The following is a 20,654-nucleotide window of genomic DNA, read 5'->3' on the forward strand; positions in this document are numbered from 1 at the left end:
GGTCGGCGCACGGTTCCGCCGACTTGCCCGCTGCCCTTAGAGTGGCCAGCATGACTTACGACGTCGCGAGGGTTCGGGGGTTGATACCGTCCCTGGGCGACGGCTGGATCCATCTGGACCCCCAGGCAGGGATGCTGGTCCCGGATTCGGTATGCCGCCGCGCGCCGCAGTGGTGCCATTCTCGACGCGGCCCGGGAGGCGGTCGCCGATCTCGTCGGCGGCGATCCGGCGGGTGTCGTCCTCGGCCCGGACCGGGCCGTCCTGCTGGCGTGGTTGGCCGAATCGCTGAGCTCGCGGCTCGGGCTCGGCACCGGCATCGTGCTCTCGCGCCTGGACGACGAGGCCAATGTGGCCCCGTGGCTGCGCATCGCCAACCGCTACGGCGCCCATGTGCGCTGGGCCGAGGTGGAGATCGAAACCTGCGAGATGCCGGCCTGGCAGTTCGAGGAACTGATCGGCCCGACCGCGCGACTGGTCGCCGTCACCGCCGCCTCGCCGATCGTCGGTTCCGCGCCCGCGGTCCGGGTCGCCGCCGACCGGGTGCACGAGGTGGGCGGACTGCTGGTGGCCGACTGTTTCGGCGCGGCGCCCTATGCCCTGATCGACATCGACGAACTCAACGCCGATGTCGTCGCTCTCTCCGCACCGGCCTGGGGTGGTCCGCAGATCGGCGCGCTGGTGTTCCGTGATCCGGCATTCCTGGATCGCATTCCCTCGATGTCGCTCAATCCCTACGCCAAGGGCGCCGAGCGGCTCGAGGTCGGCGGACATCAGTACGCCTTGCTGGCGGGGCTGACCACCTCCATCGACTATCTCGCCGGACTGGACGAACAGGCCACCGGCAGCCGCCGGGAGCGGCTGGAGATATCGATCACCTCGCTGCAGGACTACCACGACCAGCTGTTCGAACATCTCATGGAGGTGCTCGACGCGGTCCCGGATCTGACCGTGATCGGCCGCGCGTCCACCCGCATCCCCACGGTCAGCTTCACCATCGCGGGGATGCAGGCGGAGAAGATCTCCGCCGAGCTCGCCGATCACCGCATCGGCACGGTCAGCGGCGCGCACGGCGGGAGTCGCCTGCTCGACGCCCTGGGCGTCAACGACGAGGGCGGCGCGGTCACCCTCGGATTGGCGCCCTACACAACGAAATTCGAGATCGAACAGCTCGGCCGGGCGCTGAACTCGCTGGAGAAGTAGGCGGCCGTCCGGCGCATGGTCGCCGGCACAGCGGGCATTCACACCTCGTCGATGAGCAGGATCACCTTGCCGACGGTCTCGGCCGAATCGAGCAGTTCGTGGGCGTGCGCCGCTTCCGTGACCGGGACCTCGGCATGTATCACCGGTACCACCGCGCCCTCCGCGAGCAGCGGCCACAGATGGCGCCGCAACTCCGCGATGATCTCGGCCTTACTCGACCGCCCGGTGCCCGGCCGCTTACGCAGATTGGTGGCATGGAGGGTGCCGCGCTTCCCGAGCAGCTCCGCCAGATTCAGCTCGCCCTTCGCTCCGCCCTGCATGCCGATCACGCACAGCTGGCCGTCGTCGGCGAGGGCGGTCACGTTGCGCGGCAGGTATTTCGCGCCCATATTGTCGAGAATGATGTCGGCGCCCCCTAATTCTCCGACGACTTCCACGAAATCCTGTTCGCGATAATTGATTCCGATGCTCGCACCCAATTCGGCGCAGCGATCCAATTTGTATTGCGAACCGGCGGTCACCGCGACGCGCGCACCGCGATTCACCGCGACCTGAATGGCATGGGTGCCGATCCCGCTACCGCCGCCGTGGACGAGCAACAGTTGGCCGGCGTGTAATCCGGCGCGCATCACCAGATTCGACCACACGGTGGCGGCCACCTCCGGAAGTGCCGCTGCCGCAGCCAGATCCAGGCCTTCGGGCACCGGCAGCACCTGACTCGCCGCGACCACCACGCGCTGGGCGTAGCCGCCGCCGGACAGCAGCGCGCACACCCGGTCGCCCGGCCCCGGATCCCGTACGCCCTCGCCGATCTCGGCCACGACGCCCGACACCTCGAGGCCCAGAATGTCGCTCGCGCCCGGCGGAGGCGGATAGAAACCCTGGCGCTGCAACAGATCCGCGCGATTCACCCCGGCGGCCACGACGTCGATCGCCACCTCGCCCGGCCCGGGCGGCGGCAGATCCGGCACCTCCGCCCAGCGGATCACCTCGGGTCCACCGAAACCGTCCAATGTCACCGCGTACATACCCCGACTCTATGTGCTCGCCGCGCTGGAACGGGTGCGGCTGTGGACCTGATCCGGGTGATCTTGTCCGCAAGTCGCTGACCAGGCGACATTGCTTCCATTCGGGCCCAATAGAATGGCGCCATGGCTTACGAACCGAGTGGTCACCCGGCATCGCCGCCGTGGTTGAGCTCGGCACAGCAGCGGGCGTGGCGCGCCTTCATGGACGGGCACCAGCGTCTGATGGTGGAGCTCAACCGCCAGCTCCAGGCCGACAGCGATATGAGCCTGCCCGAATACCGCATCCTGGTGATGCTCTCCGAGGCTCCGGGCGGTTCGCTGCGGATGAGTGACCTCGCCGACGGCGTGCTCTCCTCGCGCAGCCGCCTCACCCACCAGATCCGCCGCATGGAGGATCAGGGCATGGTCCGCCGGACCAGCTGCGAAGAGGACGGCCGCGGCGTCCGCGCCCACCTCACCGAGGAAGGTATGCGCCGCCTGCGCGCCGCCGCCCCCGGCCACGTAGCCGCAGTCCGCCGCACCTTCGTCGACCTGCTCAGCCCCGAAGAACTCACCGCCATCGGCGACGCCTTCGACCGAGTGAACACCAAAACCGACCCCCGCCGGAGTTGATCAGGCACGTTGGTCCCGCGAAAGTCCTCGCTACCACCGCGATAGTCATGTCGCTCGGCGCCGTGGCGGCGCCCATCGCCTCCGCCGACAGCGCGTCCGATACCACGGCGAAACCGATCGCCATCTGCATCACCATCCCGTTGCCGGGATCCGCCGATTGGGTGTGGTGCTTCTGATCCTGGGGCCGGCCGTTCGAATCGAGACCGGAAACGACTGTGGCGCCGAGCGATTCGCAGGTCGGCGCCATATTCGTGGCTCAAGGCGGCCGTGGAATCGCGGTGTCGGTTAGAGACGTGTCGCGGTGCGGACTAGGTCGGCGACGGCTTTGGATCTGCTGTGTGGCGGCCAGGCGATGACGGTCGTGACCGCCGGTGCGTCCGGCACCGGCACGATCGCGTGATCGTCGCGGAGGTGGGTTCGGACCGACTCGGGCATGACCGCGCAGGTTCGTCCGAGCGCGATCAGCTGGGCCAGTTGGGTGTGGTCGCGAACCTTCGGACCGGGGCCGTCGGGATAGCTCCCGTCCTGCCGAGGCCAGCGCGGCAGGGGCAGATCCGTCTGGGTGGCGACCTCGGCCGACGACAGGTGGGGCCGGTGGGCGAGGGGGTGGCCGGCGGGCAGAACCAGAACCTGTTGTTCGGTGTGCAGATCCTCGGTGTCGAGTCCGGCGGTCGTGTCGAAGGGCCGGTGGAGCAGTGCGACGTCGGCACGGCCGTCGCGCAGCAGCGCCTCCTGCTCGCCGGGCCCGCAGAGCAGCACCTCGACAGCGACAGCGCCCGGTTCGGCAGCGTAGGCGTCCAGCAACTTCGACAGCAGTTCGCTGGACGCGCCGGCCTTCGTAGCCAGCACCACGCCGGGCCGACCGGCCGCGCGGCGGGTGCGGCGCTCCGCGGCGTCGACCGCGGCGAGCGCGGCACGAGCCTCCCGCAAGAGCACCGCCCCCGGCTCGGTCAGGGCGATCGAGCGAGTGGTGCGGTGCAGCAGAACCACGCCGAGCCGCCGTTCGAGCTGTCGGATCGCCCGTGACAGCGGTGGTTGCGCCATGGCGAGTCGCTGTGCCGCTCGCCCGAAATGCAACTCCTCGGCGACGGCGACGAAGTATCGCAACTCCCGCGTCTCCACCACGTCATCGTATCCGGCATTGATACCCGTGCGGTATCAGCGGCCACCCGATCGGTGTTGGACCCACCACCCACGACCGAACCAGGATCGACGGTATGAGTGAACAGACGATCGCGCTGGTGACGGGTGCGAACAAGGGAATCGGATACGAGATCGCGGCGGGGCTGGGCGCCCTCGGCTGGCGAATCGGTGTGGGCGCGCGCGACGCACAACGCCGCGACACGGCGGTGGAGAAACTCCGCGCGGACGGGATCGATGCCTTCGGCGTTCCGCTCGACGTGACCGACGACGCGAGCGTGGCCGCCGCGGCGGACCTGATCGCCGACCGCGCCGGAGGCCTCGACGTCCTGGTCAACAACGCCGCGATCACCGGCGGCATGCCCCAGACACCCACTACGGTCGATCCCGCGACCGTGCGAGCTGCCGTGGAAACCAACGTGATCGGGGTCATCCGCGTCACCAACGCGATGCTGCCCATGCTGCGGCGTTCGGCAGCACCGAGGATCGTGAACATGTCCAGCAGCGTCGGCTCGCTCACGCTGCAGACCACGCCCGGTGCGGACACCGGCCCGATCTCCGCCGCCTACGCGGCGTCGAAGACCTTCCTGAACGCGGTCACGGTCCAATACGTCAAGGAACTGGCCGACACCGACATCCTGATCAACGCCGGCTGCCCCGGTTTCACCGCCACCGACCTCAACGGCTTCCGCGGCGTCCGAACCCCCCAAGAGGGCGCCGCGATCGCGATTCACCTCGCCACCCTGCCCGACGACGGACCGACCGGCGGATTCTTCTCCGACGCCGGAACAGTCCCCTGGTGACAGGCCCTTCACCTGCGGTGGGTGTGGGATTTGAACCCACGGTGGCGTGAACCACGACGGTTTTCAAGACCGTTCCCTTAGGCCGCTCGGGCAACCCACCTCGTTCCGGACGCGCCGGAACGGTGTCTCAGCCTACTGGCGCGAGTGCGGGGATGCCGAATCGGTGCGGAGCGTCGGAAGACTCGCCGGAGATCGGGCCGTCGTGGGTTTTCGACGCCTCGCGCGACCTCTGGCAGGATGGCGGCCATGGTTCGTCGCCGGATACGGCGTCGGCTGTCCGGCGCTACCATTGCCGCACTCCTGATGAGTGGGGCGATCTGGGGAGCGCCGTCGATTGCCGCCGCGCCCGCGCCCCCGGCCGATTCGGGTTCCGCCGAGGGGCCGCCTCCGGCGCTGGACGATCCCCGTCCGGCCACCGCGTCGATCGACCACATCGAACCGATCAACGACCGCTGGCTGCGGGTTTTCGTGGACTCCCCGGCCATGGGACGCACGGTGCAGGTGCAGGTGCTGCTACCGGCCGATCGCAGCCATCCGCGCCCGACCGTCTATCTGCTCGACGGGCGTAGCGCGAGCAACCAGTACAACAACTGGACCGAGCGGGGTGGCGCGGTGCAGTTCTTCGCCGACAAGGACGTCAACGTGGTCCTCACGATCGGCGGCCCGGCGGGGTACTACACGGATTGGCAGCATCCGGATCCGGTGCTCGGCACCAACAAGTGGGAGACCTTTCTCACTCGGGAACTGCCGCCGTTGATGGACGCGACCTTCGAAGGCAACGGCCGCGATGCTGTGGAGGGCGTCTCGATGGGGGCGGAGGCGGCGATGATGCTGGCGATACGCAACCCGCAGGCCTATCTCGCTGTCGCCGCCCACAGTGGTTGTTATGCGATGGGCTCGGATTTCGGGCAGGCGCAGGCACGGGCCGTGGTGCGCACCTACGGTGGCGATCCGGACAACATGTTCGGCAAGCAGGAAGATCCCGACTGGCTCGCCCACGACGTGATGATGCACGCCGACACCCTGCGCGGTAAGGCGATCTTCCTGTCCGCCGGTTCCGGTGTGCCGGGGCCCTACGACGGTCCGGGCAATCCGGAAGCGTTCTCGACGATCGGATTCGGTGGTCCGCTCGAGGCCGGCGCCAACGCTTGCACGATGGCGCTCGCGGATCGGCTGGAGCGCATGCAGATCCCGGCGGATGTCGATCTGCGTCCGGTGGGCACGCATTCCTGGCCGTACTGGAAGGACGAACTGCCGAGGGCGTGGCCGACGCTGGCGGGAGCCCTCGGCGTGCGCTGACCGCCGCGGAGCCGGTTCAGCCGGCGAAGCGCGCGACGGTGTCCGGTGCGGTGGCGAAACTCAGGAACCGATCGTTCTCGTGCGGATCGCCCGCGGTGATCCGCACCCCGTCGGCGCCGTACGGCCGCACCAGAACTCCGGCTTCGGCACTGGCCGCGCCGAACTCCGCGCTGTGCTCGCCCAGCGGCAGCCAGACGAAGTTGGCCTGGCTCGGCGGTACCCGGTATCCGGCCGCCAGCAGCGCCTCGCGCATACGTTCCCGCTCGGCCACCACATGATCGGTGCGGTCGAGCAGTTCGTGCCGCGCCTGCAGGCAGGCGATGGCCGCGGCCTGTGCCAGCCGATTCACGCTGAACGGAATGTGCACCTTCATCAGCGCGGTGATCAGTTCCGGATCGCCGACGGCGTAACCGACCCGCAGCCCCGCCAGCCCGTATGCCTTCGAAAAGGTGCGCAGCACAACGACATTCGCGCGCCCTCGGCCGATCTGGACACCGTCGGCCCGATCGTCGGCGGGCAGGCGCAGATATTCGAAGTACGCCTCGTCGAGCACCACCAGCACGTCGTCGGGGACCGCGTCGAGGAAGCGGGTCAATTCGGCACGGCCGTACGCCGTTCCGGTCGGGTTGTTCGGATTGCAGACGAAAACGAGCCGGGTCCGGTCGGTGATCGCCGCCGCCATCGCATCCAGATCGTGTGCGAATTCGTCGTTCAGCGGCACCGGCACGGCAGTCGCGTTGCCGACCTGCGTGACGATCGGATACGCCTCGAACGAGCGCCAGGCGAACACCACCTCGTCGGCAGGGGAGGCGCACGTGATCTGGACCAGTTCCTGGCACAGCGCGACGCTGCCGCAGCCGATCGCGACATTCTCGACCGCGACGTCGTGGAACTCGGCGACGGCTGCTCGAAGTTCGCCGGAGGAGTTGTCCGGGTACCGGTTGATGAGTTCGGCCGCCTCGGCGATCACCTTGGCCACGCTCGGGAGCGGCCCCTGGGTGGTTTCGTTGCTGGCCAGTTTCACGGCGCCCGGATGACTGCGACCCGGAGCGTAGGCCGGAATGGACTCGAGGTCCGGACGAATACGAGCACTCACCCCAACACCTTAATTCCTCGCACGTCGCGGCGGCTCGCCGCGGTTGTCCGGGAGGCCCCGGCGGTCCGTCTGCGGGTCCGAACCGGCTGGGCGGTATGTCGGAAAATTTTCCGAGGAATGGGTACTTCCGTGCAACTTCTCCCGAATGTAACGGATGCGAACTACCCTGGTTTCATGTCGGGCATCTATCGAGATGAAGCACCATTGCGCGACAGCGGGCAGGTGGTCGACGGCGCTCCGGGCCCGGCGGCCGGAGGTCGGGTGCCCATTACGGTGATCGAGCCGGAGGGTTACGCGCGCGGCGGCATCGTCGTACTCCACGAGTCCCGTCAGTTTGCCGATGTATTGCTGGAAATGATGAAATCGCTGGCCGGTGAAGGCTGGATCATGGTGGCGCCCAATCTGTTCCACCGCTTCGATCGGCAGAAGGGTCACGGGGACGGCGCCGGGACGGTCAACGACCGCGATCTCGCCGCCGTCGGGGCGCGGGTCTCCGACGGGCCGGGTGCGGTCGCCACCGCCGTCGCGGGCGGCGCGGAGGTCGAGCAGGTGTTCGGCGCGGATCTGTTCGCCGATTTCGATGCCTGCTTCGACTGGCTGGTCGGCCGGGGAGTGTACGCCGACACTGTCGGCGTACTGGGTTTCGACAACGCCGGCACCGCCGCACTGCTGGTCGCCACGAACCGTCCCATCGGTGCGGCGGTGAGCGTCGCCGCACCCGGCATCATGGAGCCGCTGACCGCGGAGGCGACGGCGCTGGTGGACGCCGCCCCGCGGTTGCAGGCCCCCTGGCTCGGTCTCTACGGCAACGACGATCCCGTCAACCCGGCCGATCACGTGGAACGCCTGCGTGACGCGGCGGCGCGAGCCGCGGTGGCCACCCTGGTGGTCAGCTACCCCGGCTTGCATCACCGCCCGGACCATCCTGGGTTCGACATGGCCGACTTCGAGCAGTTGCCCGAGGAAGAGAAGCGGCTCCTGATCGACGCACAGACCAGAATCTTCGATTGGTTCGACAGTCACCTGCGTTGACCAGCCGTTTTGCGTCCTGACCGGTTGCTCTGTACTCTTGCCTCTCGGCGGTTCGAAAGGACCGGCGCCCTCGAAAGAAGGCTCCAGGAGGCGTGCCAGAGCGGCCGAATGGGACTCACTGCTAATGAGTTGTCCCTTCACGGGGACCGGAGGTTCAAATCCTCTCGCCTCCGCCACGCCCGGGTAACCGGGCACACAACTGAACAAGACCTGCGCCCGTAGCTCAACGGATAGAGCATCTGACTACGGATCAGAAGGTTGGGAGTTCGAGTCTCTCCGGGCGCGCAGTGGAACGGCCCCTCACTTGATGACAAGTGAGGGGCCGTTTCGTATTCGCATCACGGTGGGGGGTGTCCCATCATGGATTCGTAAACCCATGCGGCCGCGTCGGATTCGGCGGCGAATCGGCCTCGGACGTCGTACTCACCGCGTTCGAAGACGCCGACTTCCCAGTCGCCGCCGGATCCCGGGCGCAGGAACCAGAAGTCGGTCGGCAGCGGGTCATGGGTATGAACGCCGGCGATCTGGAACCACTGCGGAGGCTTTCCGGCGGCGAGCAGCGCGGCGGCCAATTGCCTGCGATCCATATCAACCAGGGATCTCTTCGACCAGGTAGTGGTTGTCGAGCAGCCATTGGACGGTCGCTTTTCCGCCGGGGTACGGCTGGAAACTGGTATCCAGAACATATTGGGTACCGAGTCCGGGCTGCTCGAACCATGGCTGGGCCGGCCCGGCCTCCACTTGGAACGGCGCGAGTACGCAGTAGAGGTGATAATCGCTTTGCGTGGTGCCCCCGGGCGAGTTGAGGTTCTGCGGTGGTATCGCGCGCCCGCCGTACGACTCGCCGTCTTGTGCCAGGAACTTTCCACTCGGAGCACCGAATCGGTCGATACGCTTGCCGGGCTGCAACACCTCCGGGTGTGCCGCCGTACGGCCGTCGATGATCAGGAATCCGTCATCGGGTGGATATATCCACATGGAATTGTCCGGAGTGCGGTATTTCGCAATGAACTGGGCCTCGGTGAGGTTCCCGAAGCGCTGATATCCCGTCAGCAACGAACCCACAGGTGGGTCCTGCGGCAACGGGTCGGGCCCCAGATATTCCTTCCCGTCGTAGTAGTTGGTCGTCTTCGGGACTGTGGGCGGTGTACCGGGATGGCAGGGCGACGCCGAAAGGGATCCGGAGCCGGAACCGGATCCCGAGTCCGGTAGCGCCTGCGCCGTGATCGGAGGCCCGATCAGCAGAAGTAGCGATGCGAGAAGAGCGGTGAGGACAGACCGATGACGCAAAGTACCTCCCTGGATTAGAAAGTAGCTGCGGTGCGCCGAGCATACGGAGCCGCCGTGATTTCACCCGGATCCGCGATGGCGTGTCGCGCGGCTTGTCCCTACGCCTCTGGCCTGCACGAACGAGTGTTGCGAGCACCGGGTGAGGGGCTCCGATCTACCCTGGCCGGGTGGGAGATCGCGCGTGGGAGATCGTGCGCCCGCGCGAGGCCGCGGATGGGCTTGCGATGCTCGGGTATCGCGATCGTGCCGGTGCCGGGTTGGAGCTTCGGGTGGCGGTGATTCCGGCGGTGACCGTGGCGGTCGACTTCGGCGGGGGTGGGCTGGTCGTGGAGACGACCGAGGCGAGTCGGGCGAGCGGGGGGATGGTGGCGGGATTTTCCGGGGGGCTGACGGCGATTCGGGCCGAACGTGCGGCGTGTGTCGAGGTGCGGATGTCGCCGCTGCGGGCGTATTCGGTGCTCGGGGTCGGGCCGGGTGAGTTGGGTGCTGCCGTGGGCCTGGACGAGGTGTGGGGCGCCTCGGCGGAGCGGTTACGTGCGCAGCTCGCGGAGGCGGCGAATTGGGAGGAGCGGTTCGCGCTCACGAGAACGTTTCTGGCGCAACACTTCCGGCCCGAGCGCACACCGGATGCGGAAGTCGTGGCCGGGTGGAATCGTATCGTCGCGAACCGCGGGCAGGTCCGAATCGCCGAACTGGCCGAATCCTGCGGCTGGAGTCGCAAACGACTGTGGACCAGGTTCGAATCGCAGATCGGACTCACGCCCAAACGCGCCGCGATGCTGGTTCGGTTCCGGCATGCGGTCGAGGGGCTGGTGGCGGGCCGGCCGGCCGCCGATGTCGCGGCCTCCTGCGGTTACAGCGATCAGGCCCATATGTCCCGGGAGATCGCGAGTTTCGCCGGTCGCACGCCGAACACGCTGGCACGGGAACCGCACACGCCGATCGGGCAGCACCGATACCGGGCCTGGGGAACATTTTTTCAAGACCCGGCGGGGGTGGTCGGCCGAGGGTGAAGGCCCGAACGAGAAAGGGCCGGCCATGGCAGACGACGATCTTCACGATTTCGAACACGCGACCTTCACCCATGAGGGCAAGTCCCGCACGATCTTTCGGCAGGGCAGTGGGCCCGCGGTGATCGTCATGGCGGAATTTCCCGGCATCTCGCCGGACGTCTTCGACTTCGCCCGGCGGGTAGCGCGCATCGGCTGTACGGCGGTGGTGCCGCATCTGTACGGCAATCCGGGGCGGGACCCGGATCCGGCCGCGCATGGCACTCTTGCCGCGCTGGCGAACGTCGCCGGTCAGTTCGGGCCGATCTGTGTCAGCCGGGAGTTCGTGGTGCTGGCGACCGGCCGCACGTCCCCGGTGGTGCAGTGGCTGCGGGCGCTGGCCGCCGATGAGCATCGGCGGTGCGGCGGACCGGGAGTCGGTGCCGTCGGAATGTGTTTCACCGGAGGTTTCGCGCTGGGGATGGCTGTGGACGACCGATTGGTCGCACCCGTGCTCTCACAGCCCGGCCTGCCGCTCGGTTTCACCACCCGGCAGAAATGCTCGATCGACCTCTCGCCCGACGATCTGGAGCGCGTCAAACAGCGTTGCGGCGAGGGTCTTTCGGTGATGGGGCTGCGTTTCCGCGGTGACCGGCGCTCACCCGCGCAACGTTTCGAATTCCTGCGCCGGGAACTCGGCGGCGCCTTCATCGCCATCGAACTCGACGATGCCGCCGCCAATCCGGAGGGCGTGCTGAGCGCACATTCGGTACTCACCGAACATCTCGTCGACGAACCGGGCGAACCGACTCAGGCCGCGCTGCACCGCGTCCTGGATTTCCTCGCCGAACGGCTCGAGGTTCCGGGGCGCGTGAACCGGTGAGTCCGGCGACTCACAACCACGCGGGCAGATTCGGCAGATACCCGGTGAGTCCCACGCCCTCGCTGCGGCCGATCAACCACGCCAGCAGCTCCGCTGCGGGCCCGGAAATGGTGTCGGAAGGGTCGGGGCCCACCTTGGCGGTGAAATCGGTGTCGGTGGCGACGAGGGTGAAACTCGGCGGCGGTGGCTGATCCGGGTCGGATGTCATCGGCTTGGCATCGGCGGGGCGATGTGCGGAGGCCGCGTGGTCGAATCCGGCGGACACCTCCGGCAGCATGCGGGCCACGAACGCGGCCGGCCAGTCCGCGGGCCGGTAGCCGATGTTCAGGTCGACGCGGTGAATCTCGATCTCGCGCAGGCGCAACCACGGCACCACCGCGGCGGCCAGCTCCTTACCCGTGCGAGCCCGCACCCGGTACTGCCAGCGTTCCGGCGGCATGGCCCGGGCCAGGCCGAGGAAGCGATCGGCGGAGGCGCGTAGATCGCTCAGTTGCTCGGCGAGCGGGCGCGGCGCACCGGCCTCGATATCGGAATCGCGCAGCAGTTGGCTTGCGTACTGCGGGGTTTCGATGCCGGTGCGGGCCCACAGCAGCAGGTTCACCAGTCCGTCGGCATTGCGGGACAGGTGGGCCAGCAGATGGCCGCGCGTCCAGCCCGGCAGCAGTGACGGTTCGGCGATATCGCTGTCGTGCAAGGCTTCCACCGCGGCGACCAGCGACCCGGTCGCCGAATGCACGGCTTCGAGCAGGTCGACGGGAACGGCTGATTCCGGCGCTTCGCTGGTCACCCGGGTGACCCTACCCAGCGCTGGGAACGCGCGCTGGGCGAACTCGATTGCCGTCGGATAACTGTTCAGGTGCCCGACAGCTGATCGTCGACTCGGCAGGATAGGTATCACCGGTGGGAACCAGTCACATGCTCCGATTCGCCCTCGCCGGCGCCGTACTCTGCGCGGCCGCCGCCTGCTCGTCCGGCGGTGGCGAACCGCAATGGCACACCGAGCGGGACCGGCCGCTGACCGTATCGCTCGACGATCTGGCCGCCCGCACCGGCGGTGGTGCGGCCGTCGCCTTCGGCACCCCGGCCCACGGCCGCCTGGACCGCACCGCCGACGGTTCCCTGCGCTACACGCCGGAGCCCGGATACCAGGGCGAGGACACCTTCACGGTGACCACCTCCGATGCGGTTCACCTCTACACCACCGATATCGCGCCGCTCGGCGAGTTCGGTGGAACCACGGTGCAGGGCAGCGGATTCGGGTCCGCGTGGACGCCGGTGCCGGGGTCGGCCGACGAGTTCTACGGACTCACCGACCGCGGCCCGAACGTCGACGGACCCGGCAAGAACGAAAAGCTCGTTCCCATACCGAGTTTCGTGCCGAAGATCGGCAAATTCCGGTTGACCGGAACGCGCGCGGTGCTGGAATCCACCATCGACCTGAAGAACCGTGCGGGCGTCGGCTTCAACGGACTCGTCGACACCGCGGCATCGACCGGGGAGACCATGCGCGATCTCGACGGCCACCCCTTGCCGCCAATCGACCACGGCCTGGACCCGGAAGGATTGGTCGCGCTGCCCGACGGCACCTTCTGGGTCTCCGACGAATACGGTCCGTTTCTCGTGCACTTCGACGCATCCGGCACCGAAATCGACCGTCTCGCACCCGGTTCCGGGTTGCCGCGCGAATTGTCGCTGCGGACGCCGAATCAGGGCATGGAAGGCCTGACCGTCACGCCGGACGGGCGGCGATTGGTCGGTGTGATTCAAAGCGGTTTGCAGACACCGGGATCGGCTTCCGCACGGGAGGTGCCGATGACCCGAATCGTCACGGTCGACTTGCAGACCCGCGCCGTAGCCGAATTCGTGTACCCGCTCGAGGATCCGAAGCGCAAAATGGCCGTCTCCGAAATCACCGCACTCGACGACCACACCTTTCTCGTGGACGAACGCGACGGCGAACTCGCGCCGAAGGCGAACAAGAAACTGTGGACGATCGATCTGAACGGCGCCACCGATATCGGACCGCGAGCCGCGGTTCCCGGCACCCGATACGACCCGAATCTCGGCCTGCTGGTCGGCGACAAACCGCTGGAAACCTATGTCGGCAAGGTATCGACCGCCGAGGGGATCGCCGCGCTCGGCAAGGCGGGTATCACCCCGGTCGCGAAGAAGTCGAACCTGGATCTCGCCGGATTGGTCGCGGGGCTGAATCCGGCCGGCGCATTCTTCGGTCACGACAAAATCGAGGGCGTCGCCACCACCGACGGCGGCCGCACGCTCTACATCTCCGACGACAGTGATTTCGGATTGGCCGGAAGCAGCGGTAGCGAGCCGCCCTTCGGCCTGAAACCGAAGATCTTGCCGGACGGCCGCCAGGACACCGGCGAAATCCTGCGCGTCGATACCGGGGCGCTTCCGGCACGCACCACGACGCACACCGTGACCGTCTCGGTGGGCTAGCCGGCATTCTCAGGTTTTACCCATGTTCCGCACAAATGGATGCCAGTCGCCGCTGTCACCGTGGGGATATGAACACAGTTGTCGAGGTACTGGTAATGGGCGTCATACTGGCCACCTTCGCGGCCATGGCGATCGCGGGCGCGGTGGCGGAATCGGCGCCGCGCTCACTGGTCATGCTGCGGAACGACGAGCCCGTGCGCGCTTCCGCCCGTCGCCGCTGATCACGCGCTGCGCGACCCAGATCTGCACCGCGAGCGCGATCAGCCACAGCGACATGGATCCGACCTGGATGCGCTGGGCGATGCCCAGTGCGTAATTGCCCGGCAGATTGTCGGCGATCAGCATCCAAGCCGTAGCGGTCGAGCCGATGATGAGGATCCACAATCCGGAATGCCGCAGAATCGGCCAGCGCCGATAGCGGAAGGCGGCGACGCTGAAGGCGATCATCGCCACGAATATCGACGTGACCGCGAGCGTGCTGGTCAGCGCGTGAATCTGGTGCAATTGCGGAAACATGCCGCTGTCCGACGGCGGGCACGGCCCCGAGCAGGTGTGCAACGGCCATTGCGCATCGGCGATCGTGGACGCGCCGAAAAAGCCCAGCGCCACCCAGCCGACGGTAGACAAACGCCGCCGCGAGAAGACGAACATCGCCGTAATCGCGGAAATCAAGGTGAGCGAACCGGCGATGGTGTCGCCCAGATCGAACACCCAGCGATAAGGACGGCCCTCGGCGTCCAATTCGCTCAGGAACGACCTGATCGGATTCAGATGGATCGGCAGGACGAATTCCAGGACCCACGACGAATAGCAGACCCCCGCGACGGCGATAGCGGCCGCGATCAGTAAGCGGACCAGGCGGTACCGCACGCGCGCGGGCGCGTGGTCTCGCTCCAGTACGGCGACCGCACCGGATCGGTCCGCCGCACGATCATGCGGCTCGCTCGGCGTCATTGCCCTCGTTTCACGTCATCGCCCACGTCCGGAATATGCCGTATTTCCGCTGCAATGTCGGCTGCACTTCCATCATGGTCTATCGATCCGACAAAGCCGACTGCACCCGATCCGCGGCGGCCATCGAATCCTCGTGTTCCCAGACCCGAACCACCAGCCAGCCCGCGGCGGCGAGCCGCGCATCGGTATCGCGGTCGCGGGCCACGTTGCCGGCCAATTTCTCGGCCCACCACTCGGCGTTGTTCTTCGGGTAGGTGGCGTGTTCGGGGCAGCAATGCCAGAAACACCCGTCCACGTACACCGCCACCTTGCGGCGCGGGAAAACCAGGTCGGCCCGGCGGCGCAAACCCGGAAGCGGGGCGCGGTCCACGAAGTAGCGCAGGCCTCGCCGATGCAGTTCGGTACGCAACGCGGTCTCCGGGGCGGTACCCGTTCGCCGCTGCCGAGCCATCCGGGCACTGGTCACCGCGTCGGTGACGGGACGGCCGGAACTCATGCACAACCCTTACAGCGTCCACCGGCGGGCGGGTGTTCCCGGGGTCGGATTCGGTGACCGATTCGACACCTCACGCCGCCTCCAGCGGCAGGCCTCCCATGCGGATCAGGTGGTTCTCCACATCGGCGAGGAAACCGGGCGGGAAGCGCAGCGTGCCACGGGCGGCGCGGCGCAGGAAACCGGCGGTCGCGCGGGCCGACAGCAGGCGGGCGTCGTCGAGGAACCAGCGCAGATCCTCGTACGGCTCGTGCACCGGCCACGTCGAGACCGGGACCCGATAGGCCGTGCCGGCATGACCCCAGGCCGCCGTCGGCCAGCGATGCGCGGTCAGCGGCGCGTACTCCGCGACCACGCCGTCGGAGGGCGCGGCCAGGCGGGAGCCGATCCACGACGCCATCCGCACACTCACCGCATTGCCGACCAGCTTCCACCGATGTCCGGGGCGGACCCCAGCGGCGGAGAGTGCGGGCGCGGTCCAATCGTGGGAAAACCCTTGCAGCCGTTCGGCATCGGTGATTCCCGGAGTGACGATCTCACCGGCGGGCAACCGGACCGCGGGCGGACTGGCGATCCCGAGCCCGGACCCGCCTTTCAGCGTCGGCACCGCATTCACCGCCCAGCCCAGCCCGCGCACCCCCTCGGTCCAGTAGAAGCCGCACGGATCCACCTCCGGATCGCCGATCGTGCGTGGCCCCGCATCGGTTCCGAACAGCACCGGCCGCGGATCCTCCGACCGCGACGCCAGCATCAGCACCCGCTGCCGCCGCTGTGGCAGCCCGAAGGCGCGCGCGTCGACCACTCGGTATGCCCAGGTATAGCCCAGCTCCTCCAACGCGGCCGTGATGTGCCGCATCGCCTGTCCACGCCCCAGCTGCAACATGAACGGGACGTTCTCGATCAGCAGCCAGCGCGGGCCGCGTTTGCGCCGGACCAGCCGGAACACCTCGTCGACCAGACCGGAGCGCTCGCCGGTGATGCCCGCCGTCCGTCCCGCCTGCGACAGGTCCTGACAGGGAAATCCGGCGGCGACCAGCTCCGTCCCGGCGGGCAGTCCGCGCAGGCGGGTGACATCGGCGTGGGTCTCTACCTCGGGGAAGCGGGCGGAGAGGACGGCGCGTGCGCCCGGGTCGATCTCGCAGAGCAGCTCGGTACGCCAACCGTGTGCGCTGAGCCCGAGTTCCAAACCCCCGATCCCGGCGAACAACCCGACCATGCTGAATTTTTGGCCTACGCTCCGCTTCGGCGGGTTCTCGGCCCCTGTGGCCTCGATTTTTCCCTCCTCCGCTCAGTCGCTGCGCTCCCTCGCTCCGTCAGTCCACAATCGAGGCGGGCCGAGAACACTGGCGTGCACCGCTCGAGAATCTATAACGCGCCGCGGGCGAGCCATCTGGGGGCACACCGAAAATCGGTTGGCGGGCGGGGGCGGCGCTGGCAATCTGGAAGGTCGTACGCGCGCTCGGTCGGGGGCCGGGGCGGTGCGGTAGTGAGCGATTCGGCGAAAGACGACCTGGCGAAGGGGGATTGTTGTGTCCGTCGCTACGACGGAGACCGTATCCGATTCGGAGGACGACAGAACCGGAACGGTCGACGAAAATTACACCACCCGAGTGACGGGTGCGGGTTCATTGCGGCGTCTGTGGCCGGAGATCCGGCCCTATCGCGCGGCGCTGTTCGGCAGCGCCGTGCTGTCGGGGCTCGGCATGCTGTGCGATATCGCGTTGCCGTTCGTCACCGCGCGGATCGTCGACGGGCCGGTCGCGCAGCGGGATTTCGGCGGCATATGGGTGCCGATCGGCCTGGTGGTTGGGCTTGCGGTGCTCAGCACGGTCACCTCGTGGTGGCGGCGGTGGATCATCGCGGCGCCCGCGAGCCGGCTCGAGGTGTCGTTGCGCGGCAAGCTTTTCCAGCGATTGCAGGTGCTGTCGGTCGGCGTGCACGACGGGATGGAGTCCGGGCAGCTCACCTCGCGGGCGATCACCGACATGTCCACCCTGCGGCGCTTCTTCGCCTTCGTCGCGCCGTCGCTGCTGTCGCTGAGTGCGACGCTGGGCGTGGGTGTGGCGCTGCTGTTCGTCTTGAGCTGGCAGATCGGGTTGATCGAACTGCTCATCGCGGTTCCGCTCGTCCTGCTCGCACTGCAATTCGAACAGGGCTACGGTCGCGCCTCCCGTCGCGCGCAGGACCAGTCCGGCCATCTCGCCACCACGGTCGAGGAATCCGCACAGGGCATTCGCGTCCTCAAGGCGTTCGGCCGCGGCCCGTGGTTCGGCCGCCGGTTCCGGGCCGAGGCGCGCGAACTGCAAACCCTCGAGCTGGCCAAGGTGCGGTTGGCGGCGCGGTTGTGGACCGCGCTGAACACGCTGTCCGCGTTGGGTATCGCGGCCGCACTCGCCATCGGCGGATATCTGCTCACCGAACAGGCGATGACGGTCGGCGCCCTGGTCGCCGGCATCACCCTGACCACCTATCTGCAGTGGCCGATCATGGGCTTCGGCTTCCTGCTGGCCGAGATGAACCACGCCCGCACCGCGGCGCAACGGTTCTGGGAGGTGATCGACACCCCCGTCGAGATCACCGATCCGGAGCATCCCGTGCCCGCGCCGCAGCCGCTGCGTGGTGAATTGCGGTTCGAGCGGGTGCGTTTCCGCTTCCTGGACGCCGAACATGATCTGCTGCACGATATTTCGCTGCACGTGCGTCCCGGGGAGACCGTCGCGGTGGTCGGCGCCACCGGCAGCGGTAAGTCGGCGTTGCTGGGCCTGGTGCCGCGACTGTTCGACGTCGCGGCCGGTGCGGTGACCATCGACGGTATCGACGTGCGCTCGCTACGACTGGCGGATCTGCGGTCGCAGGTCTCGGTGGCCTTCGAGGATCCGGTGCTGTTCTCGGCCAGCGTGCGCGAGAACATCACCCTCGGCTACCCCGAGGCCGGCGAGGACCGGATCCGCGCCGCACTGGATGTGGCCTGCGCCGCGCAGTTCGTCGACGAATTGCCGTGGGGTCTGCGCACCCGGATCGGGGAACAGGGCCTGAGCCTTTCCGGCGGTCAGCGGCAGCGGCTGGCGCTGGCGCGAGCCGTCCTGGACCGGCAGAAACATGCCGGCGGGCACGTCGTGGTTCTGGACGACCCGCTCTCCGCTCTGGATGTGAGCACCGAAGAACAGGTCCAGAAGCGGCTGCGAGAGGCGCTGGCCGGTGCCACCGTGCTGCTGGTGGCCCACCGCCCGTCGACCGCGGCCTGGGCGGATCGGGTCGCGGTCCTCGACGGGGGCCGCATCATCGCCGACGGACCTCATGAACGACTACTCGAAACCTGTTCGCGCTACCGGGAATTGATGGGAGGTGATCTCGATGCCGGAGAACCCGAACGAGGACGCAGCTTCGCGCACGAACACTGACCGGGCGGGCACGAACAGCGGCCGCCCGGAAACCGCGGCCTACGAGGAGGCCAGCGGCGCCGTGGCCCTCCGCACCGACGCCGATTCCGAGGCCGACTGGCGGGGCGTGGCCGCCGAGGAGGGGGAGCAGACCGAGGCGGTCAACCTCGCCCTGGCGGCACGGTCGCGCCGCCTGTTGTGGTCGCTGATCCGCCCCTACCGCCGGTGGGCGGCCGCCGCGCTGGTGTTGATCGTGATCGACAATGCGGCCCTGGTGGCGACGCCGCTGTTCGTCGCACACGGAGTCGACACCGGTGTCGCACGCGCGCTCGACGGCGACTGGTTGCCGCTGGCGCTGGCCGTGGGCGGCATCCTCGGCTGCACCGCGCTCGGCGGCGTGACGACCTTCCTCTTCCTGCGCATCTCCGGCAGGTTGAGCCAGCAGGTGCTGTTCGATCTGCGGCTGCGGGTCTTCACGCACGTGCAGCGGCTCTCGATCGACTTCCACGAGAACTACACCTCCGGCAAGATCGTCGCGCGGCTCACCAGCGATCTGGAATCGCTCGAGGATCTGCTCGAGCGCGCGCTCAACGACGCGCTGAGCGCCGTGCTGTCGGTGGTGACGATCGCGGGAATTCTGCTGTGGCTGGATATTCCGCTCGCCGCGGTGGTGCTGCTCGGTTTCGTCCCGCTGGTCTTCGTGACCCGCTGGGCGCAGCGGCGTCAGCGCGCCGGCTACCGCCGCACCCGAGGCGCGATCGCGAAGGTGGTCGTGCATTTCGTCGAGACCATGGGCGGAATCCGTGCGGTGCAGGCCTTTCGGCGCGAGGAGCGCAACGAGGCCATTCTGGTCGACTCCGATGCCGAGTACCGCTCGGCCAATATCATTGCGCTGCACGGGATGGCGGCCTACATCGGCCTGGTGCGGTTGATCAGCAATGTGACCAACGTCGTCATCCTGGTCGTCGGTGCGTGGCGAGTGATCCACGGCCACACCGAAATCGGTGTGCTCGCGGCGTTCCTGCTGTACCTGCGGCAGTTCTACGGTCCCTTGGACGAATTGGCCCAGGTGTTCAACTCTTATCAGTCCGCGGCGGCCGCGCTGGAGCGGATCTCGGGCGTGCTGGAGGAGCGGCCGAGCGTGGCCGAACCCGATGCCCCGCATCCACTCGCGCGTGCCCGAGGTGAACTGCGCCTGAGCGATGTCGTCTTCGGCTACCCGAGCCGGGACGACGTGTCCGGCACCGCGGATCGGCCGGTGCGGTCGGTGCTGCCACGCTTCTCGCTCGCCCTCGCGGCCGGCCAGGTCGTCGCGCTGGTCGGTGCCACCGGTGCCGGAAAGTCGACCCTGGCCAAGCTGATCGCGCGGTTCTACGATCCCTCGTCGGGCACGGTGTCGCTGGACGGTATCGATCTGCGCACGATCGCCGACGCGGATCTGCGCCGCGCGGTCGCGATGGTGACGCAGGAGTCGTACCTGTTCTCCGGTTCGATCGCCGACAACATCCGGCTCGGCAGACCCGAGGCCACCGATGCCGAAGTGTTCGCGGCGGCCCGCGCGGTCGGGTTGTACGACTTCGTGATGTCGCTGCCGGACGGATTCGACACCGATGTGCGCAAGCGCGGCGGGCGATTGTCGGCCGGCCAGCGCCAACTCGTCGCCTTCGCGCGCGTCTTCCTGGCCGATCCCGCGGTGATCGTGCTGGACGAGGCCACCTCGAGCCTGGACATCCCGGGTGAGCGGCAGGTACAGCGGGCGCTCGAGACCGTGCTGCGCGGGCGCACGGCGGTGATCATCGCGCATCGCCTGTCGACCGTCGCCATCGCCGACCGGGTGCTGGTGATGGATTCCGGGCGCATCGTCGAGGACGGGACGCCCGCGGATCTGATCGCATCGACCGGACGTTTCGCCGCTCTGCACACCGCGTGGCGCGAATCGCTGGTGTAGCGCAGGTGAACAACTCGCGTGCCGCGACCACACCGCAAGCCCGGTTG

Annotated in this window: 20 protein-coding genes, 3 tRNA genes and 1 pseudogene; 14 read left to right on the top strand and 10 right to left on the bottom strand. The window is 68.0% G+C overall.

Annotation, left to right across the window (positions count from 1 at the left end; all coding sequences use genetic code 11):
• The first annotated feature begins 50 nt into the window (after positions 1 to 50).
• A pseudogene (locus tag IG65_RS34990) lies at positions 51 to 1,200 on the top strand (aminotransferase class V-fold PLP-dependent enzyme).
• Positions 1,201 to 1,238: 38 nt separating this feature from the next.
• Here IG65_RS34990 and IG65_RS0122025 read toward each other — a convergent pair.
• Positions 1,239 to 2,228 (bottom strand): NAD(P)H-quinone oxidoreductase, encoded by a 990-nt coding sequence (locus IG65_RS0122025; RefSeq protein ID WP_030516841.1) that lies wholly within the window; start codon positions 2,226 to 2,228, stop codon positions 1,239 to 1,241.
• A gap of 123 nt (positions 2,229 to 2,351) precedes the next feature.
• On the opposite strand from IG65_RS0122025, the gene IG65_RS0122030 reads away from it, so the two are divergent.
• Positions 2,352 to 2,840 carry a MarR family winged helix-turn-helix transcriptional regulator gene (locus IG65_RS0122030; RefSeq protein ID WP_030516842.1) on the top strand — a complete coding sequence of 163 codons (489 nt, stop codon included), beginning with the start codon at positions 2,352 to 2,354 and terminating at the stop codon, positions 2,838 to 2,840.
• 47 nt (positions 2,841 to 2,887) lie between these two features.
• Complete coding sequence (locus IG65_RS39600) at positions 2,888 to 3,016, top strand: hypothetical protein (RefSeq protein ID WP_255359476.1); 129 nt, start codon at positions 2,888 to 2,890, stop codon at positions 3,014 to 3,016.
• A 109-nt stretch (positions 3,017 to 3,125) separates the two neighbouring features.
• Here the strand turns inward: IG65_RS39600 and IG65_RS0122040 are convergent, their stop codons facing one another.
• A complete protein-coding gene (locus IG65_RS0122040) occupies positions 3,126 to 3,962 on the bottom strand; it encodes a LysR family transcriptional regulator (protein WP_030516843.1) in 837 nt (278 codons plus the stop codon).
• A 95-nt stretch (positions 3,963 to 4,057) separates the two neighbouring features.
• Here IG65_RS0122040 and IG65_RS0122045 point away from each other — a divergent pair, with 95 nt between their 5' ends.
• A complete protein-coding gene (locus IG65_RS0122045; protein ID WP_030516844.1) occupies positions 4,058 to 4,783 on the top strand; it encodes an SDR family NAD(P)-dependent oxidoreductase in 726 nt (241 codons plus the stop codon).
• 15 nt (positions 4,784 to 4,798) lie between these two features.
• Here IG65_RS0122045 and IG65_RS0122050 read toward each other — a convergent pair.
• Positions 4,799 to 4,883 (bottom strand) — tRNA-Ser (locus IG65_RS0122050).
• Positions 4,884 to 5,086: 203 nt separating this feature from the next.
• Between IG65_RS0122050 and IG65_RS0122055 the strand changes: the two genes are divergently transcribed.
• The gene (locus IG65_RS0122055) at positions 5,087 to 6,082 is read left to right on the top strand and encodes an alpha/beta hydrolase family protein (protein ID WP_231509341.1); all 996 of its coding nucleotides are present in this window, start codon (positions 5,087 to 5,089) and stop codon (positions 6,080 to 6,082) included.
• 16 nt (positions 6,083 to 6,098) lie between these two features.
• Here the strand turns inward: IG65_RS0122055 and hisC are convergent, their stop codons facing one another.
• Positions 6,099 to 7,178, bottom strand: a complete 1,080-nt coding sequence (hisC, locus tag IG65_RS0122060) for a histidinol-phosphate transaminase (protein WP_030516846.1) — start codon at positions 7,176 to 7,178, stop codon at positions 6,099 to 6,101.
• A gap of 174 nt (positions 7,179 to 7,352) precedes the next feature.
• On the opposite strand from hisC, the gene IG65_RS0122065 reads away from it, so the two are divergent.
• From IG65_RS0122065 to IG65_RS0122075, 3 genes are all read left to right on the top strand, one after another.
• A complete protein-coding gene (locus tag IG65_RS0122065; RefSeq protein ID WP_030516847.1) occupies positions 7,353 to 8,210 on the top strand; it encodes a dienelactone hydrolase family protein in 858 nt (285 codons plus the stop codon).
• Between the two features lie 86 nt (positions 8,211 to 8,296).
• Positions 8,297 to 8,386, top strand: a tRNA-Ser gene (locus tag IG65_RS0122070).
• 36 nt (positions 8,387 to 8,422) lie between these two features.
• Positions 8,423 to 8,495 (top strand) — tRNA-Arg (locus tag IG65_RS0122075).
• 53 nt (positions 8,496 to 8,548) lie between these two features.
• Here the strand turns inward: IG65_RS0122075 and IG65_RS0122080 are convergent.
• The gene (locus tag IG65_RS0122080) at positions 8,549 to 8,797 is read right to left on the bottom strand and encodes a hypothetical protein (RefSeq protein WP_030516848.1); all 249 of its coding nucleotides are present in this window, start codon (positions 8,795 to 8,797) and stop codon (positions 8,549 to 8,551) included.
• Position 8,798: 1 nt separating this feature from the next.
• Entirely contained in the window at positions 8,799 to 9,275 is a 477-nt protein-coding gene (locus IG65_RS0122085; protein ID WP_051756629.1) for a TNT domain-containing protein, read from the bottom strand.
• Positions 9,276 to 9,667: 392 nt separating this feature from the next.
• Between IG65_RS0122085 and IG65_RS0122090 the strand changes: the two genes are divergently transcribed.
• Together IG65_RS0122090 and IG65_RS0122095 are read left to right on the top strand one after the other, a co-directional pair.
• Complete coding sequence (locus tag IG65_RS0122090) at positions 9,668 to 10,513, top strand: AraC family transcriptional regulator (RefSeq protein WP_231509343.1); 846 nt, start codon at positions 9,668 to 9,670, stop codon at positions 10,511 to 10,513.
• Positions 10,514 to 10,538: 25 nt separating this feature from the next.
• Positions 10,539 to 11,372 carry a dienelactone hydrolase family protein gene (locus IG65_RS0122095; RefSeq protein ID WP_036525381.1) on the top strand — a complete coding sequence of 278 codons (834 nt, stop codon included), beginning with the start codon at positions 10,539 to 10,541 and terminating at the stop codon, positions 11,370 to 11,372.
• A gap of 10 nt (positions 11,373 to 11,382) precedes the next feature.
• Here IG65_RS0122095 and IG65_RS0122100 read toward each other — a convergent pair whose 3' ends face one another.
• Complete coding sequence (locus IG65_RS0122100; RefSeq protein ID WP_030516852.1) at positions 11,383 to 12,159, bottom strand: maleylpyruvate isomerase family mycothiol-dependent enzyme; 777 nt, start codon at positions 12,157 to 12,159, stop codon at positions 11,383 to 11,385.
• 113 nt (positions 12,160 to 12,272) lie between these two features.
• On the opposite strand from IG65_RS0122100, the gene IG65_RS0122105 reads away from it, so the two are divergent.
• Both IG65_RS0122105 and IG65_RS37900 read left to right on the top strand, forming a co-directional pair.
• Entirely contained in the window at positions 12,273 to 13,832 is a 1,560-nt protein-coding gene (locus IG65_RS0122105; RefSeq protein ID WP_369801577.1) for an esterase-like activity of phytase family protein, read from the top strand.
• Positions 13,833 to 13,900: 68 nt separating this feature from the next.
• Positions 13,901 to 14,053, top strand: a complete 153-nt coding sequence (locus IG65_RS37900) for a hypothetical protein (RefSeq protein ID WP_156055718.1) — start codon at positions 13,901 to 13,903, stop codon at positions 14,051 to 14,053.
• On the opposite strand, the gene IG65_RS0122115 is transcribed toward IG65_RS37900, so the two are convergent.
• The 3 genes from IG65_RS0122115 to IG65_RS0122125 form a co-directional block, all read right to left on the bottom strand.
• Positions 14,004 to 14,786, bottom strand: coding sequence for a DUF998 domain-containing protein (locus IG65_RS0122115; RefSeq protein WP_081879658.1), 783 nt, complete (start codon positions 14,784 to 14,786; stop codon positions 14,004 to 14,006). The two genes, IG65_RS37900 and IG65_RS0122115, sit on opposite strands and share 50 nt — an antisense overlap.
• 79 nt (positions 14,787 to 14,865) lie before the next feature.
• Complete coding sequence (locus tag IG65_RS0122120; RefSeq protein ID WP_030516855.1) at positions 14,866 to 15,282, bottom strand: very short patch repair endonuclease; 417 nt, start codon at positions 15,280 to 15,282, stop codon at positions 14,866 to 14,868.
• A gap of 70 nt (positions 15,283 to 15,352) precedes the next feature.
• Positions 15,353 to 16,495 carry a DNA cytosine methyltransferase gene (locus IG65_RS0122125; protein WP_030516856.1) on the bottom strand — a complete coding sequence of 381 codons (1,143 nt, stop codon included), beginning with the start codon at positions 16,493 to 16,495 and terminating at the stop codon, positions 15,353 to 15,355.
• 394 nt (positions 16,496 to 16,889) lie between these two features.
• Here IG65_RS0122125 and IG65_RS0122130 point away from each other — a divergent pair, with 394 nt between their 5' ends.
• Positions 16,890 to 18,680 (top strand): ABC transporter ATP-binding protein, encoded by a 1,791-nt coding sequence (locus tag IG65_RS0122130; protein ID WP_051756652.1) that lies wholly within the window; start codon positions 16,890 to 16,892, stop codon positions 18,678 to 18,680.
• The gene (locus IG65_RS0122135; protein WP_081879670.1) at positions 18,634 to 20,607 is read left to right on the top strand and encodes an ABC transporter ATP-binding protein; all 1,974 of its coding nucleotides are present in this window, start codon (positions 18,634 to 18,636) and stop codon (positions 20,605 to 20,607) included. Before IG65_RS0122130 ends, IG65_RS0122135 begins: the two co-directional genes overlap by 47 nt.
• The last annotated feature ends 47 nt before the right edge of the window (positions 20,608 to 20,654 follow it).

This window comes from Nocardia sp. NRRL WC-3656, assembly GCF_000720265.1.
In the GTDB taxonomy this organism is placed as follows: Bacteria; Actinomycetota; Actinomycetes; order Mycobacteriales; family Mycobacteriaceae; genus Nocardia; species Nocardia nova.